Source organism: Clostridium sp. TW13 (assembly GCF_024345225.1).
GTDB classification, from domain to species: domain Bacteria; phylum Bacillota; class Clostridia; order Clostridiales; family Clostridiaceae; genus Inconstantimicrobium; species Inconstantimicrobium mannanitabidum.
In genome coordinates, this window is record NZ_BROD01000001.1 from 4,003,889 (window position 1) to 4,027,500 (window position 23,612).

Annotated in this window: 13 protein-coding genes, 5 tRNA genes and 3 rRNA genes (1 of these 21 cut by a window edge); 2 read left to right on the plus strand and 19 right to left on the minus strand. The window is 32.9% G+C overall.

The features are described 5' to 3' along the window. The first annotated feature begins 186 nt into the window (after nucleotides 1-186). Nucleotides 187-1,407: a L,D-transpeptidase gene (locus OCU47_RS18535; RefSeq protein WP_261830069.1), complete on the plus strand. Its 1,221-nt coding sequence runs from the start codon at nucleotides 187-189 to the stop codon at nucleotides 1,405-1,407. 63 nt (nucleotides 1,408-1,470) lie between these two features. Here OCU47_RS18535 and OCU47_RS18540 read toward each other — a convergent pair whose 3' ends face one another. Both OCU47_RS18540 and OCU47_RS18545 read right to left on the minus strand, forming a co-directional pair. Then, nucleotides 1,471-1,962 (minus strand): cysteine hydrolase family protein, encoded by a 492-nt coding sequence (locus tag OCU47_RS18540; RefSeq protein ID WP_261830070.1) that lies wholly within the window; start codon nucleotides 1,960-1,962, stop codon nucleotides 1,471-1,473. 222 nt (nucleotides 1,963-2,184) lie between these two features. Next, on the minus strand, nucleotides 2,185-3,159 hold the full coding sequence (locus tag OCU47_RS18545; protein WP_261830071.1) for a 3'-5' exoribonuclease YhaM family protein: 975 nt from the start codon (nucleotides 3,157-3,159) through the stop codon (nucleotides 2,185-2,187). A gap of 146 nt (nucleotides 3,160-3,305) precedes the next feature. On the opposite strand from OCU47_RS18545, the gene OCU47_RS18550 reads away from it, so the two are divergent. Next, complete coding sequence (locus OCU47_RS18550) at nucleotides 3,306-4,637, plus strand: CCA tRNA nucleotidyltransferase (protein ID WP_261830072.1); 1,332 nt, start codon at nucleotides 3,306-3,308, stop codon at nucleotides 4,635-4,637. On the opposite strand, the gene addA is transcribed toward OCU47_RS18550, so the two are convergent. The 17 genes from addA to OCU47_RS18635 all read right to left on the minus strand — a co-directional run. Next, a complete protein-coding gene (gene addA, locus OCU47_RS18555) occupies nucleotides 4,624-8,472 on the minus strand; it encodes a helicase-exonuclease AddAB subunit AddA (RefSeq protein WP_261830073.1) in 3,849 nt (1,282 codons plus the stop codon). The two genes, OCU47_RS18550 and addA, sit on opposite strands and share 14 nt — an antisense overlap. After that, nucleotides 8,462-11,932 (minus strand): helicase-exonuclease AddAB subunit AddB, encoded by a 3,471-nt coding sequence (gene addB, locus OCU47_RS18560; protein WP_261830074.1) that lies wholly within the window; start codon nucleotides 11,930-11,932, stop codon nucleotides 8,462-8,464. The genes addA and addB overlap by 11 nt, the downstream gene beginning before the upstream one ends. Before the next feature lie 481 nt (nucleotides 11,933-12,413). After that, nucleotides 12,414-12,504, minus strand: a tRNA-Ser gene (locus OCU47_RS18565). Nucleotides 12,505-12,540: 36 nt separating this feature from the next. Next, a tRNA-Ser gene (locus tag OCU47_RS18570) sits at nucleotides 12,541-12,631 on the minus strand. An 80-nt stretch (nucleotides 12,632-12,711) separates the two neighbouring features. Next, entirely contained in the window at nucleotides 12,712-12,984 is a 273-nt protein-coding gene (locus OCU47_RS18575; protein WP_261830075.1) for a hypothetical protein, read from the minus strand. Between the two features lie 235 nt (nucleotides 12,985-13,219). After that, nucleotides 13,220-13,310, minus strand: a tRNA-Ser gene (locus tag OCU47_RS18580). A 97-nt stretch (nucleotides 13,311-13,407) separates the two neighbouring features. Continuing rightward, nucleotides 13,408-13,638: a DUF1667 domain-containing protein gene (locus tag OCU47_RS18585; protein ID WP_261830076.1), complete on the minus strand. Its 231-nt coding sequence runs from the start codon at nucleotides 13,636-13,638 to the stop codon at nucleotides 13,408-13,410. Nucleotides 13,639-13,651: 13 nt separating this feature from the next. Continuing rightward, nucleotides 13,652-15,046: an NAD(P)/FAD-dependent oxidoreductase gene (locus tag OCU47_RS18590; protein ID WP_261830077.1), complete on the minus strand. Its 1,395-nt coding sequence runs from the start codon at nucleotides 15,044-15,046 to the stop codon at nucleotides 13,652-13,654. A gap of 289 nt (nucleotides 15,047-15,335) precedes the next feature. Continuing rightward, on the minus strand, nucleotides 15,336-17,993 hold the full coding sequence (locus OCU47_RS18595) for a UPF0182 family membrane protein (RefSeq protein ID WP_261830078.1): 2,658 nt from the start codon (nucleotides 17,991-17,993) through the stop codon (nucleotides 15,336-15,338). 21 nt (nucleotides 17,994-18,014) lie between these two features. Further along, nucleotides 18,015-18,533, minus strand: coding sequence for a transcription repressor NadR (locus OCU47_RS18600; protein WP_261830079.1), 519 nt, complete (start codon nucleotides 18,531-18,533; stop codon nucleotides 18,015-18,017). Nucleotides 18,534-18,552: 19 nt separating this feature from the next. Further along, the gene (locus OCU47_RS18605) at nucleotides 18,553-19,071 is read right to left on the minus strand and encodes an HD domain-containing protein (protein WP_261830080.1); all 519 of its coding nucleotides are present in this window, start codon (nucleotides 19,069-19,071) and stop codon (nucleotides 18,553-18,555) included. A gap of 25 nt (nucleotides 19,072-19,096) precedes the next feature. Next, nucleotides 19,097-19,582 carry an HD domain-containing protein gene (locus tag OCU47_RS18610; protein ID WP_261830081.1) on the minus strand — a complete coding sequence of 162 codons (486 nt, stop codon included), beginning with the start codon at nucleotides 19,580-19,582 and terminating at the stop codon, nucleotides 19,097-19,099. Between the two features lie 73 nt (nucleotides 19,583-19,655). After that, nucleotides 19,656-19,731 (minus strand) — tRNA-Ala (locus OCU47_RS18615). 5 nt (nucleotides 19,732-19,736) lie between these two features. Then, a tRNA-Ile gene (locus OCU47_RS18620) sits at nucleotides 19,737-19,813 on the minus strand. 6 nt (nucleotides 19,814-19,819) lie between these two features. Continuing rightward, nucleotides 19,820-19,937 (minus strand): 5S ribosomal RNA (rrf, locus tag OCU47_RS18625). A gap of 136 nt (nucleotides 19,938-20,073) precedes the next feature. Then, a 23S ribosomal RNA gene (locus tag OCU47_RS18630) occupies nucleotides 20,074-22,975 on the minus strand. Nucleotides 22,976-23,202: 227 nt separating this feature from the next. Further along, nucleotides 23,203-23,612 (minus strand): 16S ribosomal RNA (locus OCU47_RS18635) (it continues 1,105 nt past the right edge of the window). The 16S, 23S and 5S rRNA genes sit together here with 2 tRNA genes alongside, the layout of an rRNA operon.

Consider the following 23,612-nt stretch of genomic DNA (forward strand, 5'->3'; position numbering starts at 1 on the left):
ATCGCCTCTCTCTATCTTTATATCTTTAAAATCACTTAATAATAAATTAATAATATCATTAACAAAAATTTGTATCAACAATTTATGCATCCAAAATAGAATATTTACATAAATTTCTATAATAATTATCTAATTTTTCATTTTTTCTCTTTAACTTCTATTGTATAATATCTGTAGGAGGAGTGTATGGTTATTTTACAAAATGATATTATAATTAAGATTTTAAAAAACATTAAAAATTTTTCTAAAGGTAAAAAATATATTCTAATTTCTATAATCTTTTGTTTGGTTTGCTTTGTATCAGCTTTTGTATTTAAATCCGTTCAATACAAAACATATATAAACAATTTAAAAACTGCATTAGAAAAGAATGATATTTCATCTTTAAATTATTCAATAAATAATCCACCAACTATTTTATTTATGAAAAATGGATTGAATAATAATAACGATTTGAATAATCTTTATAAAAATCACTTAGATGATTTGTTAAACAAATATAAAAACAATCTACTATCAGAAGAAAACTATCTTGCTAATTTAGTAAAACTAAAAACTGCAGTTAATATGCCAAAAGATTTATTAAATTCTTATTTTAATAAATCTACAAAATATAACGAATCAAATAAAAAGTATGTAGAGGCAAACAATCTATTAAATAAAAAAGATTATAAGCAAGCTTACAAATTGTTTTCAGAAGTGCTTCCAATGTCTGATAATTACTCTGATGCTGTTAGTAAAATTCAACAATGTTCAAAATACATTAAGACCTCTGTTTTTGAAGAGGTGGACAAGCTAATTAGTAAAAACTTATTTGATGACGCTGAAACTACATTGGAAAAAAATTCAGTTTATTTTGCTTTAAATGATGATAACGATAAAAAATTGAATGAAATACAAAAAAAGAAAGAGGACTATTTTAAAAATTTAGATTCTAAACCTACAACAAGCTTATCCGCTACTAATATACCTAATTTAAGTGATATTAATATTAAAAGCATAAATAACTTTAATATTGCAAGTAAATCAAAATATCTGATTTATGCTAGCCTTGATGAGCAAAAGGTATATGTATTAGCTGGGTACAGTAAAAGCTGGAATATATTAAAGAGTTTTCCTTGTGCTAGTGGTATCCCTTCTCAGCCAACTCCAAAAGGAGTTTTTAAAATTGGTATGAGAGGTGATTGGTTCTTTGCTGACCAATATAATGAAGGAGCAAAGTATTGGCTAGCCTTTTCTGGTGCAAATTACTTATTCCATTCGGAACCTTATGACAGAACAGCAGAAAATATATTAGATAAAACTATGGGAAAACCTGCATCTCACGGGTGCATAAGACTTGAAACTAAAAATGCATACTGGTTGTATAGCAACATTCCAGATAACACAGAAGTCATAATAAATTAGCAGGGTACTACAACGTTTTCATACGTTGTAGTACCCCATTTTTTATTCATTCCAATGTTCAGTCTAAGCTCCTAATAAAAAATCTTCCAATGTAACCGTATCTATATTAGTGAATCCCAATAGCTTAAAAATAGTTTCCTCAAGTAAATCTTTATCCATAGTAAAATATTCATAATTCAATGCAGCTACTGCATCTTTAATTACAGTTACTTTAAAACCTCTATCATATCCTGAAATAGCTGTAAATAACCCGCTCTTATCTAAGCTAATTCCACAGATAACAATCTCATTAACGCCCATTGTTCTTAACTGTTTTTCAAGTCCACTCATAAAAAATGCATCTACATCTTTTCTTAAGAACACGTAATTTCCATCTTGCGGGGTATATACTTTTATGCTATCCCCTTCACTATCCCTTATTTTACTTAATACAAACACCGGCTCCTCTAGCTCCTTAAATTTTTCAACTAACCTTTCTATATTCTTACATCTATCTTGAAAACTTTTATCCTTAGGCAGACATCCATAAGGACTTAATATCAATAAGGCTTTCACATAACTCCCCCCTTTTCTCTTTGATTTTCCTATTATATAGTTATGCTTACATTATCCTAAAAATCACTTACTATTGTAATTATTCTGTAAACAAAGTATACACAAATTATTACATAAAAATATAAAGTCGTTAAGAGATTATCTCTCATAATGACTTTATATTCTTTCGTTGCATTCTAATGCACAAATACCAATGTTGCTGTTTATCTTCTATAACTAAATTTAGCTTAAATCACCGTGATTATATATTCTTCTATTTTCTAAAGACCAAAGCTTCTCTGAAAATTCTCCAGGTTTAGTTTCATTAATCATTCTTCTCATATCGTACATTCTTGCATCCATCACATCTAAGAAATGTAATAATTCTGCTTCTGGTATCATTGGTTTTACTGGACTTCCAAACTCAGGTTCATAATGGTGAGATAAAATCATATGTTGCAATAGCGTAATTATTCTTTTATCTGCATTTACTTCATTACCTACAAGTTCAACCTTCTTTACTCCTTGGCTTATATGTCCAAGCAATGTTCCTTCTAAAGTATATTCACTAACTATTCCTAATTCATTAGAATCCATCTCTTCCATCTTACTTAAATCATGTAAGATAACTCCCGCAAAAACTAGATCATTATCCATGAAATCATAGACTTTTAAAAGATTCTCTGCATTTACTAGCATTGTGTATACATGATAAAGAAGTCCTCCTCTTATAGCATGATGATTCTTCTTTGCTGCTGGATAGTATAATAGCTTCTCTCTATTCTTTTCAAATATTGCATTTACTATGTTTTGCATATCTCTATTTTTCATGTCATCTATATAAATCTTGATTAAATCATATAATTCTTCACTTTTTATAGGTGCACTTTGCACATATTCATCTATGTTGATGTTATCTTCTTCAGTAGTAAATCTAACTTTTTCTATCTTAAGTTGTAGTGTTGCTTGCCAAGCCACTACAGTACCTCTAATCTTCACTATAATATTGTTAGTTATACTTTCTTCAATCTCTTTGCTAACTTCCCATAACTTTGCTGAAATATCTCCTGTTTTATCAGCTATAACAAAGTCAAGGTACTTTCTCCCATTAGCATTTGCTGTCTTCAAATCAACACTCTTTATTAAAAAGAATCCCTCTATTCTCTCACCTTGTTTAAATTCATTAATGCAAACTTTTGCTATTTCTGTTTCACTCATACTTTCTTCCTTTCAAAAACACTTTATTTATAGACTATAATAATCTCCTATAGTCTATACTTAAGAATATTATAACACTATTCTCATGGTATAATATTCTTATGCTATTTTATATTAACTATATCACCTAAAGGAGATGAATTCCTATGAAAATTCCATCGCAGGCAAGTTATATAATCAACACTCTATATAATAATGGATTTGAAGCTTTTTTGGTAGGGGGTTGTGTTAGAGATTCCTTGTTGCAAAAATCTCCACAGGATTATGACATTACAACAAATGCATTACCTGAAGATGTTTGTAGAATATTCGATAAAACCATACCTACGGGGATAAAACATGGCACTATAACTGTTATGGTAGAAAATAATGCTTACGAAGTAACCACCTATAGAATTGATGGTGAATATCTAAACAATCGCTCACCTGAGGAAGTTATATTTGTAAGTAATATCAAAGAAGATCTTGCAAGAAGAGATTTTACTATAAATGCACTAGCTTACAATGATACAGATGGTTTATTAGATTTCTTCAATGGCATAGACGATTTAAACAATGGTATCATACGATGTGTTGGTGATCCAAATAAAAGATTTAACGAGGATGCCTTAAGAATGCTTAGAGCCATACGTTTTAGTTCTCAATTAGGATTTTCCATTGAAGAAAGTACTTTGCGGGCTATTTCACAAAATTCTAGCCTTATACAAAACATTAGTGTAGAGAGAATTGCAGATGAACTAAATAAGTGTTTATTAAGCAATAATCCATCTAACGCTTTTATACTTCTAGAACATACTGGCCTTTTAAAATATATATTACCGGAATTGCAAGCTTGTGTAGGCTTTGATCAACATACACCTTATCATAATAAGGATGTCTTTATGCACTCTCTATCTGTCGTTGATAAAGTATCTCCTAAATTATATCTACGTCTTGCTGCCTTGTTTCATGACATAGCAAAACCACCTTGTTTCTTTATAGACGAGAAATCTGTTGGACACTTCTATGGTCATGATAAAGAAGGTGAAATTATAAGCAAGGAAATTTTAAAAAGACTTCATTATGATAATGACACCATAAACAAAGTTACTATACTAATTCGTGAGCACATGAATGTATTGTTTAAACCAAAAGATGCTTCTTTAAAAAGATTGATAGGCAGGGTTTCTAAAGAATTAGTTTTTGATTTATTAGAACTGCAAAAATCAGATATTTTATCCTGTGCTCCACCATTCTTAGCCTTAGACAGTGTGGAACTTATGAAAGTTAAAATTACAGCTATATTAGAAAGTTCTGTTCCTATACATTCAAGAGATTTAAAAATCAATGGAAATGATATAATCCAAGCTTTAAATATAAAGCCAGGAAAACAAGTAGGTGAGATTTTAGAATATCTCTTAAATCTCACCCTTGATAATCCTGAACTAAACACTAGAGAAAATCTGTTATGTTTACTCGAAACTTTTAAACCTCAATAGACTTATCTAAGTAGAATAGATACAGAAATTTATAACTAACTTTTCTGCCAAGTATTTTTTCTAATGCTTCTGAATAGTACTCCATTTGGATTCTGTATCTATCTACAATTTTTTGTTCATTGCCTTCTTCTACATAGTCAGTCTTATAATCTAATAATACAATTTCACCTTTATATTCAAAGAAGCAATCTATTATTCCTTGTAGTCTGACCACCTCATCCTTATATTTATCAACCAATTCTTCAGTTGATAATTTACTTGCAGGAATGTGGGTTACAAAAGGTAGTTCTCTTTGAAGTAATTTTCCTTCCTTGTGACATTCTAAAACTTTCATCCCTATATCACTTTTAAAGAACTTCCAAACCTTAAACTTATTCACAACCTTAGCCTCTTCTTCTCTTAAGAGTTCATCTGACACCATAGAATCTATCTGTTCTTGTATAATATCCGGAGTATAAACTTTATCTAAATCTAGATGCTGCATAACAAAATGCACAGCTGTACCTTTCTCTGCTGATGTTAGCCCCTTATCCTCTGATAAAAATTTAGGTTTTCTAACATATTCACTCTCATAAAGCTTAAATATTGGTTCTTCTATCTCTATAGCCTGCTTCTTCAAATCTGAAACTGAAACATTGGACGGCAAATAAACTATCTTCTCATAATCATAAGCATACTCTAATCTATTTTTAATTTCTTCTCTTATTTCAACTTGTGAATTATTCATCCATTCTGTATCGTATTTATCCACAGCCAATAATTTTTCTTCCACAGTTAACATGGATTTAGTCCACAATTCCACAGACCAAGTAGAATAATCATCTCTAATCTTTATATCATTTCTGCCATTTCTCAAAAGTTCCCCATCTTTATGTCTTGCCACAGATATAGCAATCCAATCAAGATAGCATTTTAAATTTAGTATCTCCCTTGGAGATATCGTATTATCTGTAGTTACTGAAGTTGCTGCTCTTGCCCATTTTTCAACAGTTTTCTGAAAATCATTTACTTTCCCAGTTAAAATAAGTTTTTCTTTTGCTCTAGTCAAAGCCACATACAAAACTCTTATTTCTTCAGAGTAAACCTCCAGCTTCTTCTTTTCTCTTATAGCAAGTTTAGCTAAAGATGAATTTGTAATTCTCTTGCTTAAGTCAACAAAATTAGGTCCATAACCAAGCTCCTCATGCAAAAGCACATCATTTCTTAAATCCATAAGATTAATTTGTTTCCCACAGCCAGCTAATATAACCACAGGAAACTCTAGCCCTTTGCTCTTGTGAATACTCATAATTCTTACTACATCCTCATTTTCTCCGAGAACTTTGGCACTTCCCATATCTCCACTAGACTTTTTAAGCTTGTTAATAAAATTTATAAAGTTAAATACACCCTTTAATGAAGTCTGTTGAAATTGTTTTGCTCTTTGAAATAAAACCTTAAGGTTTGCCTGCCTCTTAACTCCATTACTCATAGCCCCAACAAATCCATAATAAGATGTGTCCATCATTAAAAACCAAATAAATTCATCCACAGGCATATATTCTGATTTTCTTCTCCATTCATTTAACTTCTCAATGAACCTTGAACATTTACCTACTAACTCTTGGTTTATACTAACCTTTTCAGATAGATCTCTCTCACCATCAGCAATTTCTTTAACTATATCATAGTAATATTTTTGTTCTTCATTTGATTTAATTAACAACCTAAGATCACTAAGTTCCTCTGCACTAAATGAGAATATAGGAGATCTTAATGCTGCTAATGTGTGAATGTCCTGAAGAGGATTATCTATTATGTGAAGTAATGACATCATTGTTCTTATCTCCACTGCATCAAAGTAACCTGAACCTGCGTCTGAGTATACAGGTATACCTGCTGCTCCCAGTTCATCCACTAGGATTTCTGCCCACGACTTCACTGTTCTAAGAAGTATAACAATATCCTTATAGGTAGCCCTTCTGTATTTCTCTAAGCTCTTATCCCAAACCAAATAAGGCTTCTCTCCATGTATAAGATTATTGATTCTCTTAGCAACGATCCTTGCCTCATATTGAATAGAATCTAAATTTTCCTCCTCATCAACATTTTCTGTAACTTCATCTTCATTTTCTGGTTCTTCCTTCTTACTCTCACCAGCTAAGTCCAATATATGAAGTTCCACCTTTCCTGCTATATTACTGTTTTCTAATTCAGCTTCATTGATATCATAACAGTTATCAATAGTAGGTTTCTCATAATTTGCTCCTAGATTCAAGGCTTCCCCCTCATCATAATCCAGCTCTCCTACTGACTCAGACATTATATTGTAGAAAATAAAATTAGCTGCATCTAATATTTCTTTTCTACTTCTAAAGTTTTTGAATAATAATACTTTTTCGTTTTTTATATTCTTATCAATAGCTGCTTCGTCCATTGCATCAATTGTGATTTCACTTTCACCAACACTTTTTTGGCTTTGTACATAGGTATTATATTTTTGCAAAAATAACTCTGGTCTTGCTTGCCTAAATCTATAAATACTCTGCTTTACATCACCAACCATAAATACATTAGGAACATCACAATACTTTCTTGAAACCATATCTATAATAGTTTCTTGAACATTATTACTATCTTGATACTCATCCACAAACACTTCTTCAAACTTTTCTCTATAATTTAAAGCCACCTTAGAAGGAACTATGTTTCCCTCCTCATCTAGAGAAGTTAGTATCTGCAAACAAATATGTTCCATATCATTAAAGTCGATCATATTACGTTCTTTCTTTTTGTCTTTATAAGCCTGGTTAAAATCTAGAACAAGACTTGATAAAGTTCTCATGAATGGATACAAGCTTTGAGTCTGTTCTAGTAACTGCTCGATGCTCATACCATTCAATCCATTAGAAATTTTAGTACTGTCCTTCTTCATTTGGTCTCTTGCACTCTTAAACATTTCTTGAGAATCTACATCTTGAATTTCATTCTTTTTTACTGTCTTAAGCTTTCCAAATTTTATTGAACTTAAGGCTAAAAGTGTTTTTTCTAGTCCATGTGAACAGTTTTCTCTAAGCTTATTAATGATTTGCAAATCATCTTCAACATTTTCAATGTATTTATCCATACCTTCAACTTCATAGCATACTCTAGATACATTTTTATAAGAATTATATATACTTTCTAGTTGAAGATTTATATTTTCTTGTATTATTTTCACCCAATTACTATTATTAAGATCTTCCTTAGTACTTACATTAAAGTCTTCAGATTTCTCTTTAAGCCATTGCTCTGGCCAAGGTCCACTCATTGCAAAAGAATATATTTGTAATACTAATTCCTTAAGCTTAAAATCATCCTTGCTGCTTCCATAAGCCTCAACTAAGTCTAAGAAACTGGTATCGCCCTCATTATACTTATCCTCAAACACATCATTAATAATTTCATTCTGTAAAATAGCACACTCAGTAGCATCTCCAATTCTAAAGCCTGGATCCAAGTCTAACTCATGAAAATTATTTTTTATTACATCTAAGCAGAAAGAGTGCATGGTAGTAATACTTGCTCCACTCAATAATGTAAGCTGCTTCGCTAAAATTGTTGAATTAGGATTGGATTCAAGTTCTTTTGAAATTGCTTCTCCTATTCTTTCTCTCATCTCAGAAGCTACTGCTGATGTGAACGTAACTACTAGTAATCTATCTATATCCACAGGATTGTTCTTATCTGTTATCATCTTTATTATTCTCTCAACCAAAACAGCTGTTTTACCTGAACCTGCAGCAGCTGCTACCAAAAGGTTCTCTCCTCTTGTGTTAATGGCTCTTAGTTGTTCCTCTGTCCACTTAGTTGCCATCCTCATCACCTCCAAGTAAGATGCCAGTTTCCTTCTGCATATCTGCCCAAACCTCTTCCTTTGGTTTTGCATTTATAAATCTATAACTGTTATCTGCAACATTAGTATCAAACTGACATATAGATGAATAATCACAATACTTACATTGAGTTTGAAGCTTTTGTTTTATTGGTTCTATTCTTATTCTTCCACTAAGCATTTCTGTACATAATTCAATCATCTTATCATTTACATACTTTCTCAATATATCAAATTGCTTTTCTGTTATTACAGCACTGCTCTTTAAGAAATCTCCATCCTTTTTAAATCCTGCTGGTATTATCAACGAACTTCCCTCAATGTCATTATCCATAGATTTAATTAGTTGAGGATCCTTAAGCATAAGTCCATCAAGTTTTAGCTTGCTAAGAACTTCTTCTTTAAGCTTTTCCTCGGAAATATCACTGTTAGCCTTGATAAATGGATCATCTATTCTAAAATAGAATATAGCTCCAGGCAAAGCTTGCTTTTCTATTATATATTGTGAATTCTTAATTAAAGCATCCAAATATACTAACAATTGAATCTGTATACCATAATATAATTCTGATAAATCAAACTTCTTCTGTCCTGTTTTATAATCAATTATCCTTATATAAGTATCTCCATCAATATTTACAGTATCAATTCTATCAATTCTACCTGTTAAAAATACTTCTTCACCAGAAGGCAACTGCAACTTTATAGGATCACCTTCCTTGAAACTACCAAAAGCATACTCATTTTTAAAGATTTCAAAATTACTCTTTCTCATCTGCTCTGAAATCACCGTTACAGACCTTGTAAGCATTCTTTTAAACCTATCTGTAAAATATCTATATCTATTAGAACTATTGAATATAGAGCTTTTATTCTGCTCTAGTTGCTTATCTACTAAGTCATTTATCTTAGTCTTACATTGTTCAAAGCTTAAATCACTCCAAGTTAAGTTTTCAGTTCTTATTTCATTAGTAAATTCATCTAGTATCTCATGCATAAAACTACCTAGATCTGGTGCAGTAAGTTCATATATCTTTCTATCCTTAGCTTTCAACCCATACTTAACATAATAAGCAAAAGGACACTTTGCATAACTTTCTATTCTTGATATATTAAATACAAGCCTATCTCCTGTTTCGTATAACTTCTTTATTTTCTCTCTATTTATGTCTTCTGCTTGGTTTGTATAACTTAAGGCCTCTAGCATGTCATGAGTTCTATTCTGCCACTCTTCATTTGAATTGAACCAATGATATACCTCTAGCCAATAGTTTTCATATTCCTTCTTTTCTGATATGTTTCTAGCTTTACATATGAATTCATTAAATGTTGGTATTGGTGTAGAAACCCTAGGTAGCTCATCTAAAAATTCATCTCTAACATATATATCACTTTCTTCTTGTAACTTTGTGAATATCTTCTTTATTCTTGGAATAATAATAGATTGTCTCAAAGCCTTTCCCTCAAAATCAGAAGCAGCATAAGTTAATACTAGATACTCTCTTGCTATACTTAAAATATTATAAACAAGATGTTGTTCCTCTCTTGCTTTAGTTTTGGTATCTGAAGCTAGTTCCACATCTTTCTCTTTTAATGACTGCCTATCCCTATCTGAAAGTATACCCTCTTCTTTATTAATAGCTGGTATTATACCATCATTAACACCAACTACATATAGAGCTCTAACTTCTCTACTTTTAATTCTTGCCACATCTCCAATAGTTACTTGATCTAAGGCTAAAGGTATTAATGCCATCTCGTATTTTTGGAATCCCATATTTAAAATTCTTGAGAATTCCTGAAAATCTACAACCTCATCTCCTAATACCTCTACCCCTTCATCTAAGACCTCCATAATTATATCTAGTACCTTTGAATACTCTGTTGCCTTATCTATTACTTCTTCTTCTTGGAAGTGCTGAATTATTTTCTCCATTCTCTCTAAGATATTAAAATCATTTAAAAATTCATATAAAGCTGCACAATAATCTTTTACTTTGCTTTTTCCTGATACCTTCTTGTAGAATGCCTCTACAGTCTCCATAATATATTGCCTTGTTTCATCTATCTCATTTAGTAGCCTTATTTCCTCTTGGCTTTTTTCCTTGTCTTTAAAGGAATTATATACTGGATATTGCCATGGTTCCTTTGATGTCCATTGATTCTTGCCTTTTATTCCATTGGACAATACATAGTTCTCTAATAAATCTACTGATTTCTTCTCTACATCTATTAACCCTGTCTTAAGGTACTTAAAAACAGATTCATAATTCCAATTCTTATTCACTATATCAAATAAAGAGTTGATAAGTACAATCAATGGATTGCTCATTATGTCTTTCTTTTTATCTATATAGCATGGTATTCCATATTGTGCAAATATAACAGCTGCTATTTTCTCATATCCATCTATAGCCCTGCATATTACAGATATATCTCTATATCTATAACCTTCCTTCCTAACAAGTCTTAGAATATCTCTTGCTATAAATTCAATCTCATCATAATTGTTATTTGCTTTATATATTCTGAGTGCAGAAGGATTATCATTAAACTGTTTGTATGGGTAGGAATAACAATTTCTCTCTAAGTGTAATAACTCAGCTTTATTAAACTTTTTATTTTCTTCTTTATTTAGATCAATTACTTCATCCATAGCTATCCTATTTTCTGTCAGCATTTCTTTAAGTCTTTTAAAAGTATTGGAAGTAACCAAAAAAGCCTCACCTGATTTTCCTCTAGCATCCATGGTTAAAGTAACAGTCATAGACTTTGACTTTTTTAAAAGTTTTTCTATTATAGAGTATTGTATAGGCGTAAAACTAGTAAATTCATCAATCAATATATGTGCATCATCAAAACAACTACAGCCATCAAGTTTATCGCTTAACTCTAATAGTTCATCTTCAGAATCAATATATGACTTATGAAGCTTTTCTTGAAAATTTGAATAGATATTTGTCAAATCCCTTATCTTAAGCTTCAAATCCTCTCTATCTTCACCTAAATTCTCCCCCACAGCTCTTAACATATCCTCATCTATATTATACTTTTTAAACTCTGCTATGGTCTTTGATACTATATCAATAAATCCTTTCTGCCTTGAAGCCACCTTAAAAGCAGTAAGGTCATCATTTAATTCATTAAGCACCTTTAATATAAGCATACTCTTACCAGAATCCTGCAATCTGTTTTTGGTTATTCCCCCACATTCTGAAAATACCTTATGTGCTAACCTCTTAAAACTTAAAACCTCTGTATTTAATTGATATTGTTCTCCCATTTCTCTTAAAAGCTTATTTTCTGTTTCAAAGGTATATTGCTCTGGAACTAACATAATAACCTTATTGTGTGCATCTTCCTTGATTACTCTCTCTATTTCATCAATGCAGTATTTGCTTTTTCCTGCTCCTGATCTACCTATAATAAATTTAAATCCCATTACACACTCTCCTATTTGTAGTAAATCATATATATGTTCAAAATATAGTAATCTACATATTGTGCCTGCTATACTTGATGTTCATATAGAATACTATTTACATCTTATATGGTATAACTCTGTCCATTTATCATCACTCTATGCACATAACATTCTCATTCACTAAAAATCTTATATTAATATAATTTTATTATAACATTCAGTAATTAAACCCAAGTAATACTTTTTTCAAATGTTGACTATTTAAAATATAAACAATGCTCTGTTTAGAAATCTTTCATGATTTTTTATATCTCCATTTATATAATCAACAATGGAAAATTAGATAAATATAAATTCACTCCAGCAGTCATAAAACCTTATATAATTTTCTATATGTAAGAAAAGAGAATACACGCTGATGTATCCTCTCCTTAAAATTATTGCAAGTTTAAGTTTCCTCATAGAAAATAAAAAACACCTAGAATAAATTCTAGGTGTTTGGCGGAGAAAGAGGGATTTGAACCCTCGCACCGGTTGCCCGATCTACGCCCTTAGCAGGGGCGCCTCTTCAGCCACTTGAGTATTTCTCCATGTGCCCTACCAAAATATAATATTATATTTTTTAATGGCGGAGAGATAGGGATTCGAACCCTAGGTACCCGCAAAGGTACGCCGGTTTTCAAGACCGGTGCCTTAAACCAACTCGACCATCTCTCCATGTCAACGACAATTAGAATTATATCAAGGTTTATTTTATATGTCAACATATTCACTAAAAATTTTTTTAAATTTTTTTATTAATTTATTTTCTCTGCCTTAATAATAAATTTTGTATGCTTTAGATAAGTAATTTTATATTTGGTATCTGGTTTAACCCCAGCTCCAAAAAACCAGTTATTTTCTTCAACCTCAATATTATTAATACAAATTGAAAAGATAGATCTACCACCTCTTACTTCTGTAACTACTCCTTCAGTAGATAAAAAATCATCAGTAACTAATGAAGGAATATCTCTAATGGAAGGTACTTCAATAAAAATCAGAAAAAATATAAAAATTGCAATGCACATAAGTTGAAACAAGTGTGCAAAAATTAATTTTGTTTTGAAAAAAAAGTTACTTTCCAAAACAAATTATATATTAACTTGCCTTGAAAAATAACTAAAAAAATAATCTCCAATTATTACATCTTAGAAAATCATACAACTTGTACTATCAATCATCTGATTCTTCTTTAAACAAAACTTCACCACAAAATAACAAAAGAGATAGCCGTTACAATCTAACAACCATCTCTTAAGTCTCTGGCGGAGAGATAGGGATTCGAACCCTAGGTACCCGCAAAGGTACGCCGGTTTTCAAGACCGGTGCCTTAAACCAACTCGACCATCTCTCCATACGCTACAAGAGATATTATATCAAATACTCGAACTATGTCAATATCTTTTTTATACTTTTTAAGATAAATTGTAGAAATTTAATTTTCTACGTACCTAATCCTTTGAAATATTTCTAGTAGCAATAATGTCTATTCCTGTATTTAAAATATTTTTACAAATTAAATCTCCTATTTTTACAGGCGCCCCTACATATATTCTACTTAAAACTTTAGATATCTCTATCCAAAAGCTAGTATCTATAATATCACTACTTTTAACTGATACTATATTATATGATTTAGAGCCCTTAACCCTAACAACACTAGTAAAAACGTCTTTACTCATACTCTCCCCCAAATTACATCTTCTCAAACTCTTTTATTCTAGATGCAAGAACTTTCGAATTTTTAGAATCCTCAACTATTTCTGTAGGTTTTTTATTAAGTTCCCGTGCCAATATATAAATTATCTTATCTATACAATGAGCTCCATGACACTTACCAAAAGTTGCACCTGTCCTTCTTTTTACCCCCTCAACAGTTCTTGCTCCAAGAGGTCTTCTTATGCTATCAACAATTTCTCCTTCAGAAATCAAATTACATATACAAACCATTTTTCCATACCTAGGATCAACTGATATAATTTCATTTATCTCATTATTGCTCATCTCTTTAAATCTATAATAATCTCTTCTCTTATCTACAAAGCTCTTATTTAATGAACAACCTAAATTGTTTACTATAGTTTCACATATCATATTTGAAATTGCAGGAGTCATAGTTACCGTAGCATAATTGTTCCCGGCAACTTTAATGTATCCATCATAATGTTCATTATCATCAATGATTATTAAGTCATCGTTAAACTTATCATGATATATACTATTCACCATATCTTTATTAAAATCATAAACAAGCTTATTGGCTAAGTTTATAGCTTCACTAAACTTAAAAGTTCCTTTTTTATTTACAGCAATTAATGAAGTTCCTATAACTCCAGGTATATACTTAATAGTATCTCCCTCTTCATCAACTTTTGTTACAATACTCTTTGAAAAATTTTTCACTTTATCATTCATAATTAAATAATGGATATCTCTAGTATTAATTTCGTTAACCTCAGTGTTTTTCTCTATAATGTTATACTCTCCAGGAGTTGTATTAACTACTACCTTACAAGTAAACTTATTTTTATTGGTTATTACCTTAAATCCATTAACTATTTTCTTTATATCTAAAACTTTTTCCTCTAACTTAAAAGTTGCACCATTATCGAAAGCTACTTCAGCATAAGCTAATGCTAAATCATATGGGGCTACCACTCCAGTATTGGGGGAGTATAACGCTTTTTTAAAATCTATATTTAAATTAGGTTCCAAATCATATACTTCTGAAGGTTCCATCAAGTATACATTATTAATTCCTCTTCTTTTAGCTCTCTCATAAGTCTGTTCTAATATTTTAACTGCTACATCGCTGTCAGCAACTCTTAGTGAGCCTGTTCTTTTGAATGGAACATTAAATTTAGCTGTTATTTCATCTAGCATACTATTTCCCATATGTTCTAATTTACTTATTAAATCATCTTCACATTCAGTTCCATCAAAAACAACTTCAGTATTTACTAATGATATATCATCTGCTATATCGTAATCCTTCTCAATAACTGCAATATTAAGGTTATACTTTGATAATCCATAAGCTACAGAACAACCAATTATTCCACCGCCTAATACCAAAACGTCATAATCCATAATAACTTCCTCCTATACTAAAAGTCCCCTATATATTTTACACTAAACTCAAGATGAACTACAAATTTTTTATAAAATTTTTCAATTGTTTTCATATATTTAACATTTTTTCTTCATAATTTTATATCTTATATAAATAAATTTTATAAATAAATCATGTGGTATTAACTTCACAAAATATTATTATAATAAAAAAATTTAACTTATAGCAAAAATATAGCTGCTTTATAGTTAAGATAGCATAACTATAAAGCAGCATATTAATTTACTAAGGCTGTTCTGCAGTGTCTCAATTTTTATTATTTAATTTATTAATTAAGTCACCTAGTTGTTTTATATATTCCCCATATTTAGCCCAATCTCCTTGCTTTTGTGCTTCTATGGCTTTATCATATAAATCTTTAGCTTGTTTTGCATCTGAACTGCTAACTTTATTATTTTCTTTGCTTGTTGTAGTTTGTTCATCACTAGGTTTATAATTAAATAATTGTTCTAATGCCTCTGCAACAGTATTTCCACTTACTATCTTGTCTCCATCACTCATAATTATCTTCTTAACTTCTGGAATAGAATTTTGAGTGTTAGCCTTTAAATAAATCGTCTTTAAGTATAATAATGAATTATTTATAGGTACTATTACTATATCACCATCTAATACCTTAGAACCTTTTCCTTCCCATAGACTTATTTCCTTAGAAATATCCTTATCCTGAAGTATCTTATTATTAAATAGATATGGACTATAGATATTAGTTTGTTGTGGAAATTTATACATAACTAACTTTCCATAATTATCTCCATCCATTCTAGCTCCAAGAAGTGAAGTCATACTCTGCTTTCCCATTACATTAAAATATTCGAATAAGACCATCTCTTGAGATTTTTCTCCTGGAAGCTTAGTCATTAAATATAAAGCTTCATTAGGCTTATATTGATCCTTTGAGTCTTCTTTAGCCATAGTACTTGAAGAAGTCTCCCATAAGTCATCTTGAGTAAAGAACGTAGTAGTATTAGTCATATGATATTTTCCTAATACCTTACATTGCAAATTAAACAATTCTTCTGGATATCTAAAGTGTTCTTTTATACCTGTAGGTATTTCACTTGCACTCTTAAATAATCCATTAAATATTTTTGAATAACTTTGTACTATAGGATCTTTATCATCTACAATATAAAAATTAGTAGTTCCATCATATGCATCAATAATCACTTTAACTGAATTTCTAATATAGTTTATATCATCATATGGTTGAGAATATGGGTATTGATTACTTGTGGTATATGCATCCATTATCCAATATAACTTTCCATCATTTATAACTGCATATGGATCTTTATCATACTTTAGAAATGGAGCAATTTTCTTAACTCTTTCAACTATATTTTTATCAAGTATCATCTTACTGTCACTTGAAATATCTTGTGAGAATAAAATTCTACTATTTTGCTCTCTTATTGCAAGCATAATTCTATTTAATGGAGTCATCCTTATGCCAGCCTTACCATTATACTTTGTTGTATTGTTTCCATTACTTGATGGATAATCAAGCTCATTTATTTTAGTATTTACTACTATATAATCATTAGAACCTTCACCAAAATAAACCCTAGGATTGTCTACTTTTATGTCTGTTAAATTATTTGTAGGCAAATCCTTCATTAAGAAGTCTGGCTGTCCTTCACTTGTAACGGCATTTACCTTACTCATAACAGTCCCATAACCATGAGTATAAATCAAATGCCTATTTTGCCATGAGGTTATATTAGAATTTTCTAACTCTCTTACTGCCACAAATACTTGACTCTTCTTTCCGTTTATATTGTATCTATCTGTATCTATGTCATTAAAATTATAATAATTTTTCATGCTCTGTACTTGATTATAGAAACTAAGTACTGGTGATACTGAATTTACTCTTAAGTTTTCAATGATGTCTTTATTTTCATTAATTTGTTTTGAATCTAAATTATATTTTGTATCAAATTGCTTTTCTTCAACATTATTAATGTTAAATGCTTTTCGAGTGGAATCTATATTGTAGCCTATATATTTCTGCTCAAATTCAAATTCATTAGGCTTTACAAAGAAACTTTGAGTTAATTGAGCAACTATAGGTTCCAACACTATAATGGCTATTGTAACCCCAACAAACCCTATTATAGGTTTAAACTTATTTCTTGTTATAAAAAATATTGATACTACAGCAAAAATTCCTGATAAAATACTTATTCCTCTATAGAATAACAAAGTCACATTTTTATCTGTGTAACCTGCACCATATACTATTCCTCTTGAACTGTATAAAATATAATATCCCTTAAGAATATATCCTACACATAACATAATAAAAATCATAAAGGCTATTACTGCCATTCTACTTTTAAATGACTTGTCCTTAAAATTACTGCTACCATTAGCTTGAGTAATATTGAATTTAATTCTTAAAATAGCATAACTTATCATAGTTATTATGCTTATAATAACTACTAATCCTAATAAAATATTAAAAATCACTTGAATTAGTGGTAATTTAAAGACATAAAATGATATATCTTTATTAAAGAATGGATCTTTTTCATTAAATGAAACTGAGTTTGTAAATTGTAAGATTGTATACCAGTATGTATTAGCTACAATTAAAGAAAATACAACTGATATAAATGCTATAAGCACGTTATACCACTTCTCAAATTTTAAAACTCCATCTCCTATAATATTTTTTATATCTCTAATAAGAAACTTAGAATATAAAAATAGAAATGCAGCTGTTACAATGAATATCGGTAAGAATAATTTAAGTACCGAAAAAATTCTTGTAAAATATACTTTAAGATATCCTACTTCCTTAAACCACATTATATCAATAATAAAGTTTGAACTCATAAACATTAATGCAATAATTATAGATATTATTACAATACCGTAAGTAATTTTCTTTTTCATAATATTTCCCCTACTCATATATTAGTGAATTAAAAAATTATTCTTTTCTAATTCTTTAATAATTAATATTAAATTTTCTTCACTGTCTGCTGAGATTGTATGTATGTGTACACCTTCTGTTAATTCAGCCAGCGGTTTTGCATTTAATCTCTCAAATCTTTCAATAAATTTATGCAATTCATTTAAGTTTCTAATCATTAAATTTGCCTTTATTTCCCCATATAAAGGATGTTCAACAATTACATCCTCTATAATACCACCATACTTTATTACAATACTCAATTCTTCTTCTATTTTGCTCTGATCATGGCATACTGCTATTACTTTTTTTAATCTCTTGTGCTTGCTTTCACTTTTCAAAATAATATATCCTGATGAAGTAGCTATTATGTCATTTGCTTCAGCCCTTAATAGTGCTATATCTTTAACTATAATCTGTCTTGTAACTCCAAATTTTATTGCCAGTTCACTTCCAGTAAAAGGCTTATTGCTTTCTTTTAATTCATTAAGTATTAATTTTCTTCTCTCAATAGCATTCATTAAACCACTCCAAACTTATTTAATTTCTATCATCTGCATCTTTTAATATCTGTAGCATATCATTAATACCATGGTCTTCTTTATGATGGAATTTAATTGCATTAAGAAATTCAATTGAATATGATTTGTCTAATTTTTTTAATATTTCTACTCCTATTTCAGGATGGTAGTAATATGATTTTATGATATTAGATTTATCACTAAACTTTTTTATTTTAGACTTTGTTATATTATCAAGCACAACCATAGTAGCTTTTTCTATAGGATTGAGTTTATACCTGTTCTTACCTATATCATGTAATAAAGCTACCCTAATTAATTGCTTTTCATCTATTTCATCAGTACTTATAGAGTTATTTGTTCTTAATATATTTACTGACTCTTTAGCAACTCTTATAGAATGTTGTTTATCTACTTTAGTCAATTTATTAAATTCCTTTATTTCTTGATTGTCTAAATAACTGTTTATATATTTAAAATCAACTTTTTTCCCAGAATAATATATAGACATCATAAATTGCTTTATCCTATATAACACTTTAGTATTAGCACCTCCATATGTACTATCTAATATACATTAAATCTAATATATCACTTCCACTTTTAGTCTTAAAGTACTTTTCTTTAATTTTTTTAATAACTTCTTTGTCGAGGTTATCCTCATATATATTTACTATGAAGTCACCCTCAACCAATATCTGCAGATCTAACCCATCTATTTTGCTATAAGAATGATGATTTCCTATTATAAACTTTATTCTTTCAACTTCATCAAAATTTAAACAAAATTGTTTTATTAAATTTTCAGCTATAGGAGGTCCTTCTATCTCTTGATATGAGCCTGCAGTTGAATTATATTTCCTTTCTGCTTCTTTTATACCTATGTCATGTAAAATTGCTGCTATTTCAATTATTCTTAACATGTCGGTGCTTACATTTTCTCTTTTAGCAATCATAGTTGCAAAACTATGTACTTTTAATGCATGATTAATCCTTCTAATATCACCATTAAAATAATCTATCATCTTTATGATAATTTCCTCAATCATAGTACATATATCTCCTAAAATTTATTTTTATATAACAAAAAACCATACTGCTATTGCAATATGGTTTATAATTTGGTGGAGATAAAGAGATTCGAACTCTTGACCCCCTGCGTGCAAGGCAGGTGCTCTCCCAACTGAGCTATACCCCCAAAAATGGTGGACCTTCAGGGACTCGAACCCCGGACCTACCGGTTATGAGCCGGTTGCTCTAACCAACTGAGCTAAAGATCCATGTTAACCTGGCAACCACTTACTCTCCCACACAGTCGCCCATGCAGTACCATCAGCTGTAATTGGCTTAACCATCCTGTTCGGAATGGGAAGGGGTGTAACCCAAAAACACATCATTACCAGATATTCATGTAGTTGGTTTTAGATTCAAACAATCTACATTTAACATTATAACATGTCTTTTTAACATGTCAAGCTTTTTTGAAAGAAATTCTTTCAAAATTGCACACAAGTTTATCTCTTTTTGTTAATCTATTTTATTGGTCAAGCCCTCGATCTATTAGTATCAGTCAGCTAAATATGTTACCACACTTACACCTCTGACCTATCAACCTTGTGTTCTTCAAGGGATCTTACTAGCTTACGCTATGGGAAATCTCATCTTGAGGTGGGCTTCACGCTTAGATGCTTTCAGCGTTTATCCCTTCCCGACTTAGCTACCCAGCCATGCTCCTGGCGGAACAACTGGTACACCAGAGGTCAGTCCATCCCGGTCCTCTCGTACTAAGGACAGCTCCTCTCAAATTTCCTGCGCCCGCGACGGATAGGGACCGAACTGTCTCACGACGTTCTGAACCCAGCTCGCGTGCCGCTTTAATGGGCGAACAGCCCAACCCTTGGGACCTACTTCAGCCCCAGGATGCGACGAGCCGACATCGAGGTGCCAAACCTCCCCGTCGATGTGGACTCTTGGGGGAGATCAGCCTGTTATCCCCGAGGTAGCTTTTATCCGTTGAGCGATGGCCCTCCCACGAGGTACCACCGGATCACTAAGCCCGACTTTCGTCCCTGCTCCACTTGTAGGTGTCGCAGTCAGGCTCCCTTCTGCCTTTGCACTCTTCGAACGATTTCCGACCGTTCTGAGGGAACCTTTGGGCGCCTCCGTTACTTTTTTGGAGGCGACCGCCCCAGTCAAACTGCCCATCTAACAATGTCCCGTCACCAGTTTCATGGCGCCCGGTTAGAATTCCAGTACTGTCAGGGTGGTATCCCAAGGGTGACTCCACCAAGGCTGACGCCCTGGTTTCTCAGTCTCCCACCTATCCTGTACAGACAATACCGAAACTCAATGCTAAACTACAGTAAAGCTCTACGGGGTCTTTCCGTCCAATCGCGGGTAACCAGCATCTTCACTGGTACTACAACTTCGCCGGATTTACAGTTGAGACAGTGCTCAAGTCATTACGCCATTCGTGCGGGTCGGAACTTACCCGACAAGGAATTTCGCTACCTTAGGACCGTTATAGTTACGGCCGCCGTTTACTGGGGCTTAAGTTCATACCTTCGCTTGCGCTAAGTATTCCCCTTAACCTTCCAGCACCGGGCAGGCGTCAGCCCCTATACATCAGCTTTCGCTTTAGCAGAGACCTGTGTTTTTGCTAAACAGTTGCTTGAGCCTATTCTCTGCGACCTACTCTCGTAGGCACCCCTTCTCCCGAAGTTACGGGGTCAATTTGCCTAGTTCCTTAACTGTAATTCTTCCGCCGGCCTTAGGATTCTCTCCTCACCTACCTGTGTCGGTTTGCGGTACGGGCACTATTTCTCTCCCTAGAAGCTTTTCTTGACAGCGTGGAATCAGATACTTCGGAACCGTAGTTCCTTCCCCATCACACCTCAAGATTGTTGCGACGGATTTGCCTATCACAACTCTCTAAGTGCTTAGACTAGCATCCAATAGCTAGCACATCCTATCCTCCTGTGTCACTCCATCGGTAATAACGATTAATAGTGGTATCGGAATATCAACCGATTGTCCATCACCTACGCCTTTCGGCCTCGGCTTAGGTCCCGACTAACCCTCAGCGGACGAACCTTCCTGAGGAAACCTTAGGTTTTCGGCCTGTGGGATTCTCACCCACATCTCGCTACTAATGCCAACATTCTCACTCGTAATCAGTCCACCGCTCCTTACGGTACGACTTCAGCCCGATTACGACGCTCCCCTACCCATCAGTATAACTGATGCCGTAGCTTCGGTGGTAAGTTTGAGCCCCGAACATTTTCGGCGCAGGATCTCTCGACTAGTGAGCTATTACGCACTCTTTTAATGAGTGGCTGCTTCTAAGCCAACATCCTAGTTGTCTTGGAAATCCCACATCCTTTTCCACTTAACTTACACTTTGGGACCTTAGCTGACGATCTGGGCTGTTTCCCTTTTGACCACGGATCTTATCATTCGTAGTCTGACTGCCGAACTAATAGTATATGGCATTCGGAGTTTGATAAGGTTCAGTAAGCGCTATGCCCCCTAGCCCATTCAGTGCTCTACCTCCATTACTCATATTCGACGCTAGCCCTAAAGCTATTTCGGGGAGAACCAGCTATCTCCGAGTTCGATTGGAATTTCTCCGCTATCCACAGCTCATCCCATGGTTTTTCAACACCAACGTGGTTCGGTCCTCCACGAGATTTTACTCTCGCTTCAACCTGGCCATGGATAGGTCACCCGGTTTCGGGTCTACAGCATGCAACTAGTCGCCCTATTCAGACTCGGTTTCCCTTCGGCTCCGTACCTTAAGTACTTAACCTCGCTACATACCGTAACTCGTTGGCTCGTTCTACAAAAAGCACATCATCACACTCATATGGTGCTCTGATCGGTTGTAGGCACACGGTTTCAGGTTCTATTTCACTCCCCTCCCGGGGTTCTTTTCACCTTTCCCTCACGGTACTTCTTCACTATCGGTCATCAGGTAGTATTTAGCCTTGGGAGGTGGTCCTCCCTGCTTCCCACAAGGTTTCACGTGTCTCGTGGTACTCTGGAGCAGAACTATGATCTTCTCGTTTTACTTACAGGACTATTACCTTCTACGGTGTAGCTTTCCAGCTATCTTCAATTACGATACCTTCACGTTATGTTCTGTCCGCAACCCCAGAGATAAATCTCTGGTTTGGGCTCTTCCGCTTTCGCTCGCCGCTACTTACGGAATCGAGTTTTCTTTCTCTTCCTCTAGGTACTTAGATGTTTCAGTTCCCTAGGTTTACCTCCATACAACTATTTATTCATTGTACAGTACATGGGGTTTCCCATGTGAGTTCCCTCATTCGGAAATCTCCGGATCACAGGCTATGTGCGCCTACCCGAAGCTTATCGCAGCTTATCGCGTCCTTCATCGGCTCCTGATGCCAAGGCATTCACCATGCGCCCTTTGTAGCTTGACCTTGATATGTTTTCACACATCATGCCTATCTTAACAAAGTTACTAAATCTAAATTCGCATTTGAATTTGACATTTGAGATATTACATTAAAATGTAATTTTTTATATACTTATGTGCAATTTTCAAAGAACAAAATTCTGAGAGAAGATCTCTCAAAATTAAACAGAGGATAACCAGTCTTCGTTTTTATCCAAGTACATGTTTCCATCACTTAGATGTTCTCCATAGAAAGGAGGTGATCCAGCCGCAGGTTCTCCTACGGCTACCTTGTTACGACTTCACCCCAATCGCTGACCCTACCTTCGGCCGCTGCCTCGCTTACGCGTTAGCTCACGGACTTCGGGTATTGCCAACTCTCATGGTGTGACGGGCGGTGTGTACAAGGCCCGGGAACGTATTCACCGCGACATTCTGATTCGCGATTACTAGTAACTCCAGCTTCATGTAGGCGAGTTTCAGCCTACAATCCGAACTGAGACAAGTTTTTGAGTTTTGCTCCACCTCACGGTATTGCATCTTTTTGTACTTGCCATTGTAGCACGTGTGTAGCCCTAAACATAAGGGGCATGATGATTTGACGTCATCCCCACCTTCCTCCTGGTTAACCCAGGCAGTCTCGCTAGAGTGCTCAACTAAAT

Coding starts and splice junctions, on each gene's coding strand:
- OCU47_RS18535 (WP_261830069.1), top strand. CDS start 187: ATGGTTATTTTACAAAATGATATTATAATTAAGATTTTAAAAAACATT.
- OCU47_RS18545 (WP_261830071.1), bottom strand. CDS start 3,159: ATGAGTGAAACAGAAATAGCAAAAGTTTGCATTAATGAATTTAAACAA.
- OCU47_RS18550 (WP_261830072.1), top strand. CDS start 3,306: ATGAAAATTCCATCGCAGGCAAGTTATATAATCAACACTCTATATAAT.
- addA (WP_261830073.1), bottom strand. CDS start 8,472: ATGGCAACTAAGTGGACAGAGGAACAACTAAGAGCCATTAACACAAGA.
- addB (WP_261830074.1), bottom strand. CDS start 11,932: ATGGGATTTAAATTTATTATAGGTAGATCAGGAGCAGGAAAAAGCAAA.
- OCU47_RS18575 (WP_261830075.1), bottom strand. CDS start 12,984: ATGTGCATTGCAATTTTTATATTTTTTCTGATTTTTATTGAAGTACCT.
- OCU47_RS18585 (WP_261830076.1), bottom strand. CDS start 13,638: ATGAGTAAAGACGTTTTTACTAGTGTTGTTAGGGTTAAGGGCTCTAAA.
- OCU47_RS18590 (WP_261830077.1), bottom strand. CDS start 15,046: ATGGATTATGACGTTTTGGTATTAGGCGGTGGAATAATTGGTTGTTCT.
- OCU47_RS18595 (WP_261830078.1), bottom strand. CDS start 17,993: ATGAAAAAGAAAATTACTTACGGTATTGTAATAATATCTATAATTATT.
- OCU47_RS18600 (WP_261830079.1), bottom strand. CDS start 18,533: ATGAATGCTATTGAGAGAAGAAAATTAATACTTAATGAATTAAAAGAA.
- OCU47_RS18610 (WP_261830081.1), bottom strand. CDS start 19,582: ATGATTGAGGAAATTATCATAAAGATGATAGATTATTTTAATGGTGAT.